Genomic DNA, 14,861 nt, shown 5'->3' with positions numbered 1-14,861 from the left:
TCGAGGCCTGCTCGGCCGTTGCGGCGGAGTTCTATGAGCTCTGTTTGAAAACCTCTCTCGTGCGTCGCTGCGTTACTCGTGCACAAGATGGAGCTTCTTCGATTCCCACGTCTAGCCGCCGCTCAGCGCTGAAGAATGGCGCGCAGCGCAGCGTCCAGCTGGGCGTACTGGAAGCGGAAGCCGGCAGCGAGCGCACGCTGCGGCAGCACGCGCTGGCTGATCAGCAACAGGTCGGCCATCTCGCCGAAGCCCAGCCGTAGCAAGCCGCTCGGCAAGGCCAGCAGGACGGGGCGGTGCAGCACCTTGGCCAGCGTGCGCGCGAACTCCGCATTAGTCACCGGGTTGGGTGCCGTTGCGTTGTAGGCGCCGGGCTGGCCGTGCGGCAGTAGCCACAGCAAGAGCGCGACCATATCGGCACGGTGGATCCAACTCATCCAGTGCCGGCCATCGCCGAACGGCCCGCCGCCGCCGAAACGGAATGCCGGCAGCATGCGTGCCAGTGCGCCGCCATCGCGATCCAGCACGATACCGGTGCGCACCCAACTCACGCGCGGGCCGAGCGCCCTGATGGTGTTGGCTGCCGCTTCCCAGTCGCGGCACAACAATGCAGAAAAATCATCGCCGGCAGGGTCGGCTTCGGTCAGTGCGGTATCGCCGCGTTCGCCGTAATACCCCACGGCCGAGCCGGAAATCAGCACGGTCGGACGCTGCGCGGCCGGCTGCTGCGCGATCCAGTTCTGCAACTGATGGGTGATGCCCAGGCGCGATTCGCGGAAACGCTGCTTGCGGGCATCGGTCCAGCGGCCTGCGGCCAGCGGCTCGCCGGCCAGGTTGATGACGGCATCGGCCTGCACCCCGTCCAGCGTCTCCACTGCTGTGACGCCGGGCAGAGTGTGCCTGGCGCGTCGTACGCCGCGGGTCAGGACGCTGACCTGATGGCCGGCCTGCAGCAATGCCGGGCACAAGGCTTGTCCGATGAAGCCGGTGCCGCCGGTAATGAGCAGATGCATGGAGGGCTCCTGGGCCGAATCGATGCGGCACCATAGGCCAGGATCACGCCAAGCGAGGTGAAGCTGGCACGGGCATAGGCACGCGGCTGTGCGCTGGGCCGCCTTCTTGCGTGGCCGAAGTGCCTCACAGGTAGCAGCTTGTGCGGGCCACTAAACACAAACGCGCCGGACTAGTCGGCGCGTTTGCAGGGAGCAGCGTGGTCAACTGCTTACTTGGACGAAGACACCGCATGGGCGCGTTCAAAATGCGCCGAGACCACGCGGCGGGTCTCTTCCAGATGCTGCTTGACCGGTGCGCTTTCGGCGGCGGGCAGCAGTTCCGAATCCATAATCTTGATGGTGTCGCCATGGTCGATCACCATGTTGCGCATGAATGCGTTGCGGTATGCGTCCTTGCCGTCGGGCAAGGTCAGCGTCTTGGACAGCGCCTCCACTGCAGCCTTGCCCTTGGCGCGCATGGCTTCAGCACGTGGGCTCCCGGCTGCGCCAAGCGACTTGGTTTTTTCGAGGTTCGCTTCGTGGTCGTGCAGCATCTGCTGCGCGAAGTCGCCAGTGGCGCCACCCAGATCCTGTTCGATGGCCTGCTTGGCGAGCGCAATCTCGTTTTCGTCGATGGCCGCCAGTACGCCCAGCACTGCGCCATCACCCTTGGCCAATTCGGTCGCCCCGCTGCCGCTGACAGGCGCAGCTGTCGGTTCGGGCGACACCGCTGGTGCGGTGCGCGACGCATCGCCGCCAGGGCGATCGCACGCGGTCAGGGAGAGCATGGCCAACAACGAAGCAGTGATGAGCGTGGATTTCATGGGGGTCCTGAAAAAGAATTGGCATCTGCCGAGTGTGTAATGCAAAGGAGCCGCGATGCGGCTCCGGAGATGCGTCGGTTAGGCCCACTGCGGCTGGGCAACGGGCGCCATACCCAATGGTCTGACAGGTACCTTGGGCGAGCGCACCGCATCCTGCGCACTGCGACAGGTGCGTGCCATACGTGCGGTGCGTTCGCGAATCAACGCGTGTTCGCTGGCCGGTGCGCTACCCAACAGACTGGCGACGTGGAAGCCAAGGATTTCCTCCGCGCGGTCGCCCTGGTCGCTGACGATGTGCGGAACCAACCGCTCCAGTCGTTCCAGCTCCTGCTGCACTTGATACGGGGTTTTCATGACAATCTCCAATGAAAAACAGGTACTGCTCGGACTGCTCGATGCTGCGAACTCAACTATTGCGTGCACCTAAACGCTGCCAGCAATCGGTGGCCAACTGTTCGTAGTTGGACTGTGTGCTGGATGAAATGAAGTGGTGCTCCAAGCGGTCGCGGAACAGGCGCAGACGTTCCTGATCGCTCGAACGCGGTGCCTGCAAATAGATATCGCAGGCCATCTTCACCACCGGGGACAACTCGCTGAACTTGCCTGCGCCCAGGTTTCCCTGAGCATGCCGCGCCTGCCAATGCGCGATTTCGGCCTGTACATCGATGACGGATGGATCTCTGCTCATGACTTGACGTATTCCGGGGTAAACAAACTTGACCTGCAGAGTAACTGCGGGTATGTCAACGAATGATCATCGAACCCAACCATTGCAGCGTGGCAGTGCGACGCACGCTTAATTGGTCAGGCTACTTCGGCGTTTCTATACGCGATGCATGCAGATGCATGCATGTCGTCAACGCACACGACATGACGCGCCGGCAGCCACTTCGTCGAACGAAGACAGCGGGCTCGCCTCGCTCTGCTACCGAGCGCGGGCTACACCCGGCAGGCAGATGTGCACATTGCTATCGGATCAGGCAAATTCGCTCGTGCACTGCCGAATTTTACGGAAGATTCTGAACCGCTCCACACTTGTGTAACGTCTGATCGTTATGGTGGAGAACGACGTGATGGAGCGAGAGTACTTAGGATGCAGGACAGCGAGACCAGTGGCCGTAAGCCGCATCATGCCAGCGGCACAGCAGAAGCACGCGTGTGGTGGCATGCCCTATTGGAGCTGCGTGGTGGGCGTATCGCCGTCAGCTTGATCGTGGTGTTCTTGATCGTATTAGGCCTGTATCTGGCGCTGAAATAAGGCGCTAGCACCAACGCACATCAGACCCGTTCCTCAGCTGCGACCGAGGCCAGCAACGACGCGCGGTCATGCCGCAGGGGAGAGGTCATGGTACAGACGCACCATCGACAAGTGCTTGGGCACGCCACGCGCCGTGTGCCCGAGCATGGTCACGAGCGCGCCACACATGCGTGGGTGTGCAGTGAGATTGCGCGATTGCTGGGGGTGCGCGATGCCGGCGTCGCCGGTGATGGCGTCATCGATGCCGGCACCTTTCATGTGCCCGATGACACGCTGACCACGGCGCAAGCACGTGGATTCGGCATCCATGGCGCTGACGATTTGCTCGGAGGAATCGTGCCGCATGCGTTTCTGGCGACCAAGGTGATTGGTCACCCATTGATCAACGACAGTGCAGCACGTACGGAAGGCTGGAATCAGGCGCTGGCCGCATCACTGATTCCCGCCACGTTGCCGGGCTTCACTGTGTTTTCTCGACATGATGCGATACATGCATTCGAGGCGCTTTCTGGCGATGGAGGCGTGCGCTTGAAGCTGCCGACTGGCGTGGGTGGTAACGACCAGTGGCGCGTTGCTGACGTACTGCAGCTCACTCAGGTGCTGGACTGCCTGCCCGACACCTATCTAGCCACGCATGGCGCGGTGCTGGAGCGCAATATCCTGCAGCCCCTGACGCATAGCGTGGGCGAGCTGTGCGTCGCCGGCATCCAGGTCGCTTACTACGGTACGCAATGCAGCGTGCCCAACCTGGATGGCACCGATGTCTACGGTGGCTCGGCGCTGCGCGTGTTCCGCGGATCGCTGGAGGCGTTGATGGCCACCGCATTGCCGCCGCTTGAGCAGCGGGTGGTCGAACAGGCGTGCAGATACGATCGATTCATCACCGCTGCTTATCCTGAGCTGCAGATCTCACGCCGCAACTATGATGTGGTGAGCGGGGAAGATGCTGGCCACGTGCAGGTGTGCGGCGTGCTTGAACAATCGTGGCGGATTGGCGGCGCTACACCGGCTGAACTCGCTGCAGTCGCCGCATTTCAGCAAGACCCCGCATTGCAGTGGGTCACTGCGTCCACCCATGAAATCTATCAGGGCGAGCCGCCGGCCGATGCGCAGGTCTACTACCGCGCAACCCAATCCGGGCCGGGGCCGCGTTACAAATACAGGAGGGTCTCTGCGACGTAATGGAAGCCAAACTTTCCAGTATCGATATTCCTGTCGGCGAGGATGCACTCAGTGGCACCTTGCTGACACCCTCGGGCATGCCTGCGGTCCTGTTCGTGCACGGTTGGGGCGGCAGTCAACACCACAGTCTGGTGCGCGCGCGCGAGGCGGCTGGCCTAGGCTGCATCTGCATGACCTTCGATCTGCGCGGCCATGAAGGCTACGCATCGATGCGCCAGACTGTGACGCGCGCGCAGAACCTGGACGACATCAAGGCCGCTTATGATCAGTTGGCAAGTCTGTCGTATGTGGATGCGCAGTCCATCGCAGTGGTCGGGCTGAGCTACGGCGGTTATCTGTCGGCGTTGCTCACGCGCGAGCGCCCGGTGGAATGGCTGGCGTTGCGTTCGCCTGCACTCTACAAGGATGCGTATTGGGACCAGCCCAAGGTCAGCCTCAATGCCGACCCCGACCTGATGGCCTATCGCCAGCAGCGCCTGCGTCCGGAAGACAATATCGCCTTGGCCGCGTGCGCCAACTACAAGGGTGATGTGTTGTTGGTGGAAGCCGAGCACGATGTGATCGTGCCACAGCCTGTGTCGCAGAATTACGCAGCGGCCTTCGTGCAGGCGCGTTCGCTCACGACGCGCTTGATTGCCGGCGCCGACCATGCGCTGAGCATCAAGGAACATCAGCAGCAGTACACGCGTGCACTGATCGACTGGCTGACCGAAATGGTCGTCGGCCGTCGCATCGCATTGGCCAAGGAAGTGGTGGCCACACGCAAGCAACTGCTCAAGAATCAGCAGGGTGCTGCTGCGGCCCAACTGGAACAGGCTGCGCCTGTATTTCGTGGCGATATCCGTGCGGTGGAGAAGACCTCAGGGTAGTTACCCGGAATGAGGCGCATGAAGAGGAACGGTGGCGCGCATGCGGCGCCTTTTCGGCGTGATGGATGCGCAGTGCGCGCATCGGAGGCCTTGTGGAGTTGATTGGCCCGAAATGCGTGCCGGCACAGACGCGCTCTGGATGCTGGCGAATGACCTCTTCGACGTGCCTCCACGACGCAGAACGGGCCCAAGCGGGCCCGTTCTGATTCACCGTATTACGTTTACAGCGGCACTTTCTGCCATGCGGCGACGAGCCCTTAAACGCGCGGGTCGGTCGGGTTGCGACGTGCCGCTGCATCATGATTCTCAGAATCGAACGCTTCACGCACTGCGTGTTTGGCTTTTTCCCAGCTCAGGCGCGAATTGGCCTTGAAGCGGTCCCAGCCATCGCCCAGATCGCGCTCCAGATGGTCGTCCCACTGGCGGCCGGCGTGCTGCTGGCGCGCCTGCATGCCGTAGCGATAGGCCGGGCGATAGTCGTCATAGGAATATTCGGCATCGCGGTAGCTGGCGCTGTCGAAGCGGCCTTCGTAATGTGTGTCGTTGTCGCGGTAGACAGTGTGGGTGCGATCTGCACGGTCCCACGCGTCGCGTGCAGCAAGACGGGCCTCTTCCCATTCCAGGCGCGATTCGCCGCGGTTACGCGGCCATTCGCCAGCCAGTGTGGCTTCGGTTTCCTCCCAAGTGCTGGTGGGGCGGGTTTCGCGTGCCTGCAAACCGAATCCATAGACGGTGGCATAGTCGCGGTCGTAGTCGGTGCCTTCCTTGTAGTAAGGACGGTTGCGATGCTCCTGGCGCCAGTATTCGGTTTCTACGGTCGGGTCGAGACGCTCGGCCACGCCCTTGCCTGCTGCTGCGCCAGCGACCACACCGGCTGCCGCACCGATCAAGGTACCGAGCGGGCCGAAGACCGTGCCTGCGAGCGCGCCTGCTGCTGCACCACCGGCGATGCCACCAACACCCACGCCAACCGGATGCGCACCGGGTGCACCGGAGATCGGGTCGCGGTTCAAATCCTTTGCTTCTTCTTTGCGTTCCTGGTTGCCGAGATTGCTCATATCGCCTCCGGATGATCTGATGGATGCGCCCTGTAGATCGGGTCGCGAACGAGGCGCAACGATGGCGTCGAAAGAGTGAAACGTGCGTGCTTTGATGTGAGTGCCATCGCGACATGACTGAATTGTGCATCGCGCTGCGGATCAGGTTGCTGGCTCGCGCGCGCAAGGTGCCTGCAACCAAAAAAGTTGCTCGTGCGGGCCCTTTTCTACCCCTTGATACACACCACCTGGCGCAAGGTGTGCAGTACTTCGACCAGATCCTGCTGCGCGGCCATTACCGCATCGATCGACTTGTACGCCGCAGGCGACTCGTCGATCACTGCTGCATCCTTACGGCATTCCACATGTGCGGTGGCTTCGCGGTGCTGCGCCAGCGTGATCTGCGCACGTGCAGCTGTTCTGCTCATCACCCGCCCTGCGCCGTGGCTACAGCTATGGAAACTGTCGGCGTTGCCCAGCCCGCGCACGATGTAGCTGCGTGTGCCCATGCTGCCGGGAATGATACCCAGCTCACCGGCCCGTGCGCTCACCGCGCCCTTACGCGTGATCAACAATTCCTCGCCAGCGTGCGTTTCCTTCTGCACATAGTTGTGGTGGCAATTGACTGCCAACTTTTCTAGCTGGAACTTCGGCAACCGATGACGCATCTCAGCCAGCACACGCGCCATCATCGCCTCGCGATTTTCGCGGGCGTAATCCTGCGCCCACGACACCGCTTCGACGTACTCGTCGAACAAGGGCTCACCCTGCATGAAAAAGGCCAGGTCCTTGTCGGGCAGATGAAAGCCCAACACACGATGCGCCAGTTGCTCACGCGCACGCTCGATGAAGTAGGTGCCGATCAGGTTGCCGGTGCCACGCGAACCGCTGTGCAGCATCACCCACACTGCATCGGTTTCGTCCAGACAGATCTCGATGAAGTGATTGCCGCCGCCCAGCGTGCCGATCTGGCAGTCCAGCTTGTCGGTGCGGATGCGCTTGTGCTGCTGCTTGATCGCGTCCAGACGTTGCACCAACCCCGACTGCGCAATGCGGGTTTCGATGCTGTCCGGCAGTTTGCGATGCTCGCCGCCACGACCGTTGCCCACCGGCACGCTACGCTCGATGCTGGAGCGCAACTGCGCCAGGTTGTCGGGCAGGTCGTTGGCACGCAGCGTGGTACGTACCGCGGCCATGCCGCAGCCGATGTCCACGCCCACCGCCGCCGGGATGATGGCGCCACGGGTCGGAATCACCGAGCCCACGGTTGCACCCTTACCCAGATGCACATCGGGCATCACTGCGACCCACGGACCGACAAACGGCACTGCTGCAATATTGCGCAGCTGCGCATGCGCCTGCTCTTCCAGTGGCACGCCGCGCACCCAGCCCTTGATCGGGGTGCTGCCTTCGGCATGCAGAAATTCAAAGTGTTGTGAAGTACTCATTGTTGTCATTCCTTTGCGGCAGTGCGTGGCAGATCCTTCTGCCACGCGCAGCCTTTATTGCCTGATCGTCACCCATTGCTTCAGCACGCCATCCAGGCCGCCGAACACGGTGAGCTTGTCGATCTTTTCGGTGACCTTTTCCAGCACCTCCAACTCCTTCAAACGCATCAGCACCGGGCTGTCTTCGATCAGCTTGGCGGTGTTGAGCAACGAATGCGCGGCGTTGGCCTCTTCGCCCCGGCGGATGACGTTGGCTTGCGCCTGCTTCTCCGCCTGTACCACCGCGTTGAGGATCTCGCGCATCTCGCCCGACAGGATCACGTCCTTGACGCCGGCGACCAGCACTTCGATGCCGAAGCCGCTCACGCTGCCACGCAACATACCCGAAGATATCCGCATCCAGCGAGGCCTTGTCGAATATCTTCCATAATGTTTCTAATTGCAGCCTTATTAGAGCGGCAATCTTTTTATGTGCATGACGCGCAACCCGTGCACTGCACCTGGGTACAGCGCTTTCGCGCCTCGTCGCGTGCAACGTCCATATTGTCGGGCGCTCCATGCCCGGGTGCCTGGAAGGTCATCCACCAGAGTCGATGCCAACGCATAACGAAAACGCCCCCGGCTGCAGCATCCGAGGGCGTTCGCTTGCCTCGGAGATCGGGTGACCGATCTCCTTGTCAGGACATCAGTCGAAGAGGGTGATGCGCACGGCTGCTTTCTTCGTGCGCACAAACGATGCCGCGCGGTGTGCGCCGGGCAGTCGATTGAATGTGGCGGAAGTGAGCAGGGGCATGAATGTGATTCGGTGAAAGTGCAGGCGTGCCTGCTGAGGGCGCGAACATTACCCGCGTCTTTTTCATTGCGCAAGCACTTTATGCAATTATTTTTCTGATTATCTTTCGGGCAGTCGAAAGAGAATGCAGTTTATGCAGCGGCTGCGATGCGCTGCGGCGAATGGATAGAAGCATCGTCGCCCGACGATGCGCTGGTTTCAGGCCATGCAGTAACCCATGTCGGTGACCTGCAGCGCGTCGCTGTCTGGCAATGCCTTGTTTGCTAAGCCAACTCCGCCAATGCGCACACGCGCCCGACAACTCGCTCGCGCACCACTATCGAAGCGAGCAATCAGCCGCCGTGCGTGCCCAAGGTGCGCGCGCCGGTCAGGATCATGCGCAGCATCTGTGAGATCTGCTCGATCAGCTCGGGATCTTTCTCCGGCGGAGAATCCATCGCCACCGCGCCCATCGCAAACACCAGCCGGGTGATCGCCTTGGACACCAGGGCGGGTGCGTGCAGCTTGGCGTTGTCGGCGGCTGCCAGGCGGATCAGGTCCACGCGCAGCTCGTCTTCGAAATAGCTGAGCTCGCGCTCTACAGCCTGCTTGAAGGCGTCCGAGCCCACCGCGCCTTCGCGCAGCAGCACGTGCAGTAGCTTGTCGTCGGCGCGCAGCTGTTCCATGAAGGCTTCGACCGAGACGCGGATGACGCTGCGATCGGTGGAGGTCGCGCGCTGGCGCGCCTGGCCGATGATGGTGCGCAGCGAACGCCCGGCCAGGTCGATCAAGGCCACGGCGAGCTCGTCCATATCGCGGAACTGGCGGTAGAAGCTGTTCGGCGCGATGCCCGCCTCGCGTGCCACTTCGCGCAGGCTCAGCGTAGACAGGCTGCGGTGCGGGCCGATCAACGACAGCGCGGCAGCAATGAGATCCTCCCGTGAAATCGCTGGCTTGCGGGACGGCGGCGCGTCGTGGGAAGGCAGGGCAATGGAGGTCATGAGGCTGCAGCCGGGCGTGGGCCTGAATCATAGCCCTTCTGGCAATATACAAGTGTATACACGGCTGTGCATGCATGCGTATAGTGCAACCCATGAACCTGGCATCTTCTCCCAAGCCCAAGTCCCCGCTGCCGGCACGTCTGGCGCGCCGGCTGGTGTCACCGCAGCTGTTCGATTTCTGGGCAACCCGGATCAACCCATTGTGGACGCTGGAACAGCCAATGGCGCGCCTGGTCGAGCGCAGCCCGGCCAGCCGCGATGCGGTGATCTTGGTCTTGCAGCCCAACGGCCATTGGCGTGGCCTGCAGGCCGGCCAGCATGTGAGCCTGGGCGTGGAGATCGAGGGCCGCCGTCTGCTGCGCAGCTACAGCCCCACCGTGCTGGCCGACGGCCGCCTGGCGATTGCCGTCAAGGCGATCGAGGGCGGTCTGGTGAGCCGCTTCCTGGCGCACGATGCGGCGCTGGGCACGGTGGTGTCGCTGGAGCCGGCGTTCGGCGACATGCTGTTGCCGACCACCCCGACGCCGTTGCTGTTGCTGGCCGCCGGTTCGGGCATCACGCCGATGCGCGCGTTGCTGCAGGCCGCTGCGCAAGCCGGCATGCCGATGGACGTAGACCTACTGTACTGGGTGCGCCAGCGCGACGAAGCCTGTTTTGTGGACGAATTCGCTGCGCTGGCCGCGGCGCATCCGCGCCTGCGCGTGCAGTTGCTGACCACCCGCGAAGGTGAGACACCGGCCGCCCGCATCGACACCTATCCGCTGGATCAGATTGCCGCGCTGGACCAGCGCCATGTGATGGTCTGCGGCCCGGGCGGTTTTGTGCAGGCCGCGCGCGAACGCCTGCAAGGACGCGTGGCTGCATTTCAGGCCGAAGCCTTTAGTGTGCCGCCACTGGACGAAAGCGAAGCGGGGCAGGTGCAGGTCCAGCTGTCACGCAGCGGCCGTACGCTCACCCTGCCGCGCGGCCAGTCGCTGCTGGAAGGGCTGGAAGCGCAAGGCCTGCGGCCCAAACACGGCTGCCGCATGGGCATTTGCAACACCTGCGCCTGCGCGCGCCAGTCCGGTACCACGCGCCACCTGCTCACCGGTGAGCGCAGCAACGAACCCACCGCACAGGTCCGGCTGTGCATCAGTGCCCCGAGCACTGACCTGATCCTGGATCTGTAAGGAATCTTCATGAGCCGAGTCCATAACCGTGCTTTGTCCGCTGGCGAGCTGCAGTCTTTCGGCGACGAACTCGATGCCATCCGCGCCCGCGTGCAGCGCCAGGTGGGCGCCGACGATGCGCGTTACATCCGCCGCATCGTGGCTGCCGTGCGCTGGACCGGCGTTGCTGGTCGTGCGCTGCTGTTAGTGGGCGCATTCGTCCACAGCGTGCTGATTCCGGCATGGATCGCCGGTGTGGTGCTGCTGACGTTGTCCAAGATCCTGGAGAACATGGAGCTGGGCCACAACGTCATGCACGGCCAGTACGACTGGATGGGCGACCCGCAGCTCAACGGCAACACCTACGAGTGGGACATCGTTGCCACCGGCGACAACTGGCGCAAGACGCACAACTTCAAGCACCACACCTACACCAATGTGCGTGGGATGGACGATGACATCGGCTACGGCCTGCTGCGCATCTTCCCGGAACAGCGCTGGCGCCCGTTCTACCTGCTGCAGCCCTTTATTGCAGTGGTGTTCGCGCTGCTGTTCGAATGGGGTGTAGCGATCCAGGACTTGCGTCTGGGCCGTTGGTTCGCGGGCAAGATGAAGACAGCCGAATTGCGCGCTTTGTTCCTGCCGGTCGGCCGCAAGATGGGCCGCCAGATGCTCAAGGACTACGTCGTGTTTCCGCTGCTGGCCGGCCCGTTTTTCCTGACCGTGCTGCTGGGCAATCTGGCCGCCAACATGCTGCGCAGCATCTGGACGTTCGTGATCATCTTTTGCGGCCACTTCACTGCCGATGCGGAAGTGTTTCCAAAGGAATCCATCCGCAACGAGTCGCGTGGTCATTGGTATCTGCGTCAGTTGCGCGGTTCGTCGAACCTCACCGGTGGCAAGCTGATGAATGTGCTGTCGGGCAATCTGAGCCACCAGATCGAGCATCACTTTTACCCGGACCTGCCGGCCAATCGTTATGCGCAGATCGCAGTTGAAGTGAAGCAGGTCTGTGCGCGCTACGGTCAGCACTACAACACCGGCTCGCTGCCGCGGCAGTTCGGCCAGGTGATGTGGCGGATCGTGCGTCATGCCTTCCCGAGCCGGCCCAAGCCGGCGCGCCAGAGCAGCGGTGCATTGCAGAGCGCGTAATCGGATTGCGCAACGCGTGATCGACATCAAAAGGCCGCCACTGGCGGCCTTTTTTGTTGCTGCGGTCAATGCGCCGTGCTGCGTGCCTGTGCGTGATAGGCGATAAAACCGGTGGCAGGCAATGCATGCGAGAATAACCAGCCCTGCGCCAGGTCCACGCCATGAGCGCGCAGATAATCGAGCTGTTCTTGCCGCTCGACGCCTTCGGCGATGGTGCGCAGCCGCAGCGTCTTGGCCATTTCGATGATATGCGCGGTCACTGCGCTGGTGGCCGAATGGGTGCCGATGGTATCCACGAACGACTTATCGATCTTCAACGCATCCAGCGGCAGACCTTGCAGATACTGCAGGCTCGAGTAGCCGGTGCCGAAGTCGTCGATCGACACCGTGTGGCCAGCGCCACGCAGATGGGTAATGGTGGTGCGTGCCGCGTCGATGTCCATCAGGCTGCGTTCGGTCGCCTCCACCCACAGCTGGCCGCTGTTAACGCCGGTGCCAAGCAACGCTTGCGCCAGCACGCTCTGCACGCGGCCGCTTTTGATGTCTTGGGCGCAGACATTGATGGCCACGTGCAGCGCCGGATCGGCAGCCAGGGTGGTGCCGAGTTCGCGGATGACTTCGGCCACCACCAGGTCGGTGATCGGCAGGATCAGGCCGCTTTCTTCGGCCAGTGGAATGAAGGCATCCGGCGGCACCAGCACGCCGTCGGGTTGCTGCCAGCGCACCAAGGCTTCGGCGCCGACGCAGGCGCCACTGTCGAGCCCGATGATCGGCTGGTAGTGAACGATGAATTCGCGACGCTGCACTGCGATTTCCAGCCGCGCCAGCGGCGACAGCCGCCGCCGCGAGACCAAAAGCACGGCACCGACCAGCAGCAGCGCCACCGCGATGCCCACGGGCACTAGCTGCAACCGTGCCGCCGCCAGCGGTCCGCGCAGATAGGGCACCGGTTCTGTGACCACCGCCGTCCAGTCGCCACGGCGGTCGCGTCCGAACAGCACCTGCGACAGCGCGCGGTCGTCCGGCGCGCGTTCCGCGGTTGCCCCGATCAGCAGTTGTTCGGCGGCGGTTCCGGTGCTGCTGAGAAGCTGCCCCTCCGGGGTGCCGATCGCCAGTTGCAGACCAGGCGGAATATTGATGTCGGCCAGCGTGTCGGGGTTGATCAGGACGTTGTAGTCGCCCAGTTGCAGGGCCATCAGCGGACGTTGCGGATTGGCTAACGGCAGCAGCCGCGTGGTCACCGCGATGCCGCGCTTGACCACGAAGTCGGCCTTGGTCTGCGGAATGCTGTTGCGCAGTTGGCCCCATGAGGTACAGCTAAGACGACCCTGTTGAAAACGCCCCAGCTCAACGATGTAGCGGCTGGTCAGCACCAGTGCGCGCATCTGCGCCAGATGCGCGGGCGAGCACGACGGCAGCCGCGAGCCGGCCATGCTCAGCAACGCACCATGTGCCTCGTCGAAGGCGGTTTCGGTGCGCCGGATCGACAGTGCAGCCAGCTGGCTCAGCCTGCCCTCTTCGCGCGCCAACGCCAGCCGCCAGGCTAGGTAGTAGGACAGCCCGACCGGAAGTGTTGCGCAGAGCAACACCAGCAGCACGGTCACATTGATGATGCGTTGGCGTTTCACCTCACCACCCGCATCGACGGTGCGGCCGGTTCACGCACGGCCTCTGAGGCGATGCGCGCAATGCGCGCGGTAGCGACTGGCCGACACAGGCTCGCCGGAGTGCAGGCGAACGCGTCGCGCGCAGCGATTGGTGACACACGGCATGGACTGATGAGGCTGCACGTCGCGAATGTACGACACACGCGTGGATTGCGCGCGTTTGTGGAGCGAAGCGGCCGTGATTTTTGTCGATCGTCCTGCGCCGCATCATGGCAGTCGGGGTCGCTTGCGGATTCACGTGCCTCAACACGATGCCGCGTTAGGGTCGGGTGGTCTGCGCTCCCGGAGGGGAGCAGCGGGACAATCCGGTCCCATGCAAGGCGCTTTCACTGGAGGAATCACCCATGACAACGCAGAAAGAACGCGTCGGCGGCACTGACGCAGTGCCGATTTTCAAGATGCAGGAAACCACACGCGATGGCGAACTGACCAAGTACGTGGTCGGTGACACCGGCGTGGCCTTCGACAGCCTGGAAGGTGCCCAGGCGGCTGCCAAGGATCTGGGCACGCTCAACGGCTGACCGCGGAGGCCACGTGCCGGCGGCACGCTGGTCGACCCACTGTGTTCGTGCGCTTGATCGCTTGCCTTGTGCATGGCGATTAAGCCAGTGGGCGGGGCCATACGGGATGTGTCGGTTGAGACGCTCAAGGCCGCGTCCCGCGTCCCGCGTCCCGAGGACGGCTCCCTAACTACGGAAGCGGTTGCTCGGTCAGTCGCCCGGTGTGCGGAGTGTGGATCAGCGGTGCCAGGTCGAAGCCTTGTTCGCGTGCGTGCGCCAGATAGGCCTGCGCAATGTTTTCGTCCAGCTGCGGCAACCGTGCCAGCAGCCACAGGTACTTGCGATCAGGGCTGCCGACCAGTGCGGCGGTATAGTCGGGGTCGATGCGCATCACCCAGTAATCGCCCTTGGTGAAAGGGATCCAGCGCAGGGCCTCGGGCAAGAAGGTCACCTCTAGCCGGCTGTGTGTGTCGTCGACGGTGCGCGCCTGGCCGATCGCTTCTTCCAGCTCGCCTTCCGCGGTGAGGCAACGGTTCTGCACGCGCACACTGCCGTCGTCTTCCAGGGTGTAATGCGCCGACACATCGGTGCAATCCGCGTCCTCGAAGCGGATCGGCAGGCGAGCGATTTCGTACCACGTGCCCAGATAGCGATTCAGATCCAGCGCCGGGACAGTGGTGAGTTCGGGATGGTGGCTCATGCGGGCCTCTGCATAATGGAATGGCGCCTGTTGTACGTGCACCGCCATGAAATACATGTTGGTATACGGGCGAGCGGGTGCGGCCACGGTTGCGAGCGTATTGGTGCTGCGTGCGCTGCGCTTCGGGCTGTTGCTGCCATTGGCCAGAATGTTTCCGCGCATTTGCCGGGCCAGGGAAATGCCGTAGCGGCGGCACATTACGTACCATCCTGAAGATATACGTAGTGCCCTAACAATGCGCACGTGCTGCATTTGCAGACGGGTGTGCCCGTGTCGCCGTTGGCAGCAGCCGTTACGTAGCCTTAAACCGTACG

Annotated in this window: 15 protein-coding genes and 1 pseudogene; 6 read left to right on the top strand and 10 right to left on the bottom strand. The window is 62.9% G+C overall.

Translation table 11 applies throughout. The annotated features are described in order from the left end of the window. Positions 1-122: 122 nt before the first annotated feature. The 4 genes from NX05_RS00310 to NX05_RS00295 form a co-directional block, all read right to left on the bottom strand. Entirely contained in the window at positions 123-1,010 is an 888-nt protein-coding gene (locus tag NX05_RS00310; protein ID WP_039431589.1) for a TIGR01777 family oxidoreductase, read from the bottom strand. A 209-nt stretch (positions 1,011-1,219) separates the two neighbouring features. Continuing rightward, positions 1,220-1,813, bottom strand: coding sequence for a DUF4142 domain-containing protein (locus NX05_RS00305; protein ID WP_039431584.1), 594 nt, complete (start codon positions 1,811-1,813; stop codon positions 1,220-1,222). A gap of 78 nt (positions 1,814-1,891) precedes the next feature. Continuing rightward, positions 1,892-2,167, bottom strand: coding sequence for a hypothetical protein (locus tag NX05_RS00300; RefSeq protein WP_010379292.1), 276 nt, complete (start codon positions 2,165-2,167; stop codon positions 1,892-1,894). 52 nt (positions 2,168-2,219) lie between these two features. Further along, the gene (locus tag NX05_RS00295) at positions 2,220-2,501 is read right to left on the bottom strand and encodes a hypothetical protein (protein ID WP_003486531.1); all 282 of its coding nucleotides are present in this window, start codon (positions 2,499-2,501) and stop codon (positions 2,220-2,222) included. A 405-nt stretch (positions 2,502-2,906) separates the two neighbouring features. Between NX05_RS00295 and NX05_RS24305 the strand changes: the two genes are divergently transcribed. From NX05_RS24305 to NX05_RS00285, 3 genes are all read left to right on the top strand, one after another. After that, positions 2,907-3,071, top strand: a complete 165-nt coding sequence (locus NX05_RS24305) for a hypothetical protein (protein ID WP_010374806.1) — start codon at positions 2,907-2,909, stop codon at positions 3,069-3,071. An 87-nt stretch (positions 3,072-3,158) separates the two neighbouring features. Then, positions 3,159-4,253, top strand: coding sequence for a DUF3182 family protein (locus NX05_RS00290; RefSeq protein WP_039431581.1), 1,095 nt, complete (start codon positions 3,159-3,161; stop codon positions 4,251-4,253). Further along, complete coding sequence (locus tag NX05_RS00285) at positions 4,253-5,122, top strand: alpha/beta hydrolase family protein (protein WP_039431578.1); 870 nt, start codon at positions 4,253-4,255, stop codon at positions 5,120-5,122. The genes NX05_RS00290 and NX05_RS00285 overlap by 1 nt, the downstream gene beginning before the upstream one ends. Positions 5,123-5,379: 257 nt before the next feature. On the opposite strand, the gene NX05_RS00280 is transcribed toward NX05_RS00285, so the two are convergent. The 4 genes and pseudogenes from NX05_RS00280 to fabR form a co-directional block, all read right to left on the bottom strand. Beyond that, a complete protein-coding gene (locus NX05_RS00280) occupies positions 5,380-6,180 on the bottom strand; it encodes a hypothetical protein (protein WP_010374802.1) in 801 nt (266 codons plus the stop codon). A 206-nt stretch (positions 6,181-6,386) separates the two neighbouring features. Beyond that, the gene (locus NX05_RS00275) at positions 6,387-7,607 is read right to left on the bottom strand and encodes an RtcB family protein (RefSeq protein ID WP_017121515.1); all 1,221 of its coding nucleotides are present in this window, start codon (positions 7,605-7,607) and stop codon (positions 6,387-6,389) included. A gap of 54 nt (positions 7,608-7,661) precedes the next feature. Beyond that, positions 7,662-8,022: pseudogene (locus NX05_RS24595) on the bottom strand (SPFH domain-containing protein); the annotation flags it as partial. A gap of 710 nt (positions 8,023-8,732) precedes the next feature. Then, positions 8,733-9,380 (bottom strand): HTH-type transcriptional repressor FabR, encoded by a 648-nt coding sequence (gene fabR, locus NX05_RS00265; protein ID WP_010374793.1) that lies wholly within the window; start codon positions 9,378-9,380, stop codon positions 8,733-8,735. Between the two features lie 92 nt (positions 9,381-9,472). Here fabR and NX05_RS00260 point away from each other — a divergent pair, with 92 nt between their 5' ends. Beyond that, positions 9,473-10,549, top strand: a complete 1,077-nt coding sequence (locus NX05_RS00260; protein ID WP_010374790.1) for a ferredoxin reductase — start codon at positions 9,473-9,475, stop codon at positions 10,547-10,549. A 9-nt stretch (positions 10,550-10,558) separates the two neighbouring features. Beyond that, positions 10,559-11,680: a fatty acid desaturase family protein gene (locus NX05_RS00255; RefSeq protein WP_026112168.1), complete on the top strand. Its 1,122-nt coding sequence runs from the start codon at positions 10,559-10,561 to the stop codon at positions 11,678-11,680. Positions 11,681-11,745: 65 nt separating this feature from the next. Here NX05_RS00255 and NX05_RS00250 read toward each other — a convergent pair whose 3' ends face one another. Then, a complete protein-coding gene (locus NX05_RS00250; protein WP_039431566.1) occupies positions 11,746-13,308 on the bottom strand; it encodes an EAL domain-containing protein in 1,563 nt (520 codons plus the stop codon). Between the two features lie 383 nt (positions 13,309-13,691). Between NX05_RS00250 and NX05_RS24300 the strand changes: the two genes are divergently transcribed. Beyond that, entirely contained in the window at positions 13,692-13,868 is a 177-nt protein-coding gene (locus NX05_RS24300; protein WP_010374782.1) for a hypothetical protein, read from the top strand. A 169-nt stretch (positions 13,869-14,037) separates the two neighbouring features. Here the strand turns inward: NX05_RS24300 and NX05_RS00245 are convergent, their stop codons facing one another. Continuing rightward, positions 14,038-14,547: a lipocalin family protein gene (locus NX05_RS00245; protein WP_039431682.1), complete on the bottom strand. Its 510-nt coding sequence runs from the start codon at positions 14,545-14,547 to the stop codon at positions 14,038-14,040. Between the last annotated feature and the right edge of the window lie 314 nt (positions 14,548-14,861).

The sequence above is a fragment of the Xanthomonas vasicola genome, from assembly GCF_000772705.2.
Taxonomy (GTDB): Bacteria; Pseudomonadota; Gammaproteobacteria; order Xanthomonadales; family Xanthomonadaceae; genus Xanthomonas; species Xanthomonas vasicola.
Note: the sequence above shows the minus strand (reverse complement) of the source record. Positions and strands in the feature narration are given on the sequence as shown.

Excerpts from the sequence above, each read along its gene's own strand:
- NX05_RS00310 (WP_039431589.1), bottom strand. The coding sequence starts at position 1,010 with ATGCATCTGCTCATTACCGGCGGCACCGGCTTCATCGGACAAGCCTTG.
- NX05_RS00305 (WP_039431584.1), bottom strand. The coding sequence starts at position 1,813 with ATGAAATCCACGCTCATCACTGCTTCGTTGTTGGCCATGCTCTCCCTG.
- NX05_RS00300 (WP_010379292.1), bottom strand. The coding sequence starts at position 2,167 with ATGAAAACCCCGTATCAAGTGCAGCAGGAGCTGGAACGACTGGAGCGG.
- NX05_RS00295 (WP_003486531.1), bottom strand. The coding sequence starts at position 2,501 with ATGAGCAGAGATCCATCCGTCATCGATGTACAGGCCGAAATCGCGCAT.
- NX05_RS24305 (WP_010374806.1), top strand. The coding sequence starts at position 2,907 with ATGCAGGACAGCGAGACCAGTGGCCGTAAGCCGCATCATGCCAGCGGC.
- NX05_RS00290 (WP_039431581.1), top strand. The coding sequence starts at position 3,159 with ATGGTACAGACGCACCATCGACAAGTGCTTGGGCACGCCACGCGCCGT.
- NX05_RS00285 (WP_039431578.1), top strand. The coding sequence starts at position 4,253 with ATGGAAGCCAAACTTTCCAGTATCGATATTCCTGTCGGCGAGGATGCA.
- NX05_RS00280 (WP_010374802.1), bottom strand. The coding sequence starts at position 6,180 with ATGAGCAATCTCGGCAACCAGGAACGCAAAGAAGAAGCAAAGGATTTG.
- NX05_RS00275 (WP_017121515.1), bottom strand. The coding sequence starts at position 7,607 with ATGAGTACTTCACAACACTTTGAATTTCTGCATGCCGAAGGCAGCACC.
- fabR (WP_010374793.1), bottom strand. The coding sequence starts at position 9,380 with ATGACCTCCATTGCCCTGCCTTCCCACGACGCGCCGCCGTCCCGCAAG.
- NX05_RS00260 (WP_010374790.1), top strand. The coding sequence starts at position 9,473 with ATGAACCTGGCATCTTCTCCCAAGCCCAAGTCCCCGCTGCCGGCACGT.
- NX05_RS00255 (WP_026112168.1), top strand. The coding sequence starts at position 10,559 with ATGAGCCGAGTCCATAACCGTGCTTTGTCCGCTGGCGAGCTGCAGTCT.
- NX05_RS24300 (WP_010374782.1), top strand. The coding sequence starts at position 13,692 with ATGACAACGCAGAAAGAACGCGTCGGCGGCACTGACGCAGTGCCGATT.
- NX05_RS00245 (WP_039431682.1), bottom strand. The coding sequence starts at position 14,547 with ATGAGCCACCATCCCGAACTCACCACTGTCCCGGCGCTGGATCTGAAT.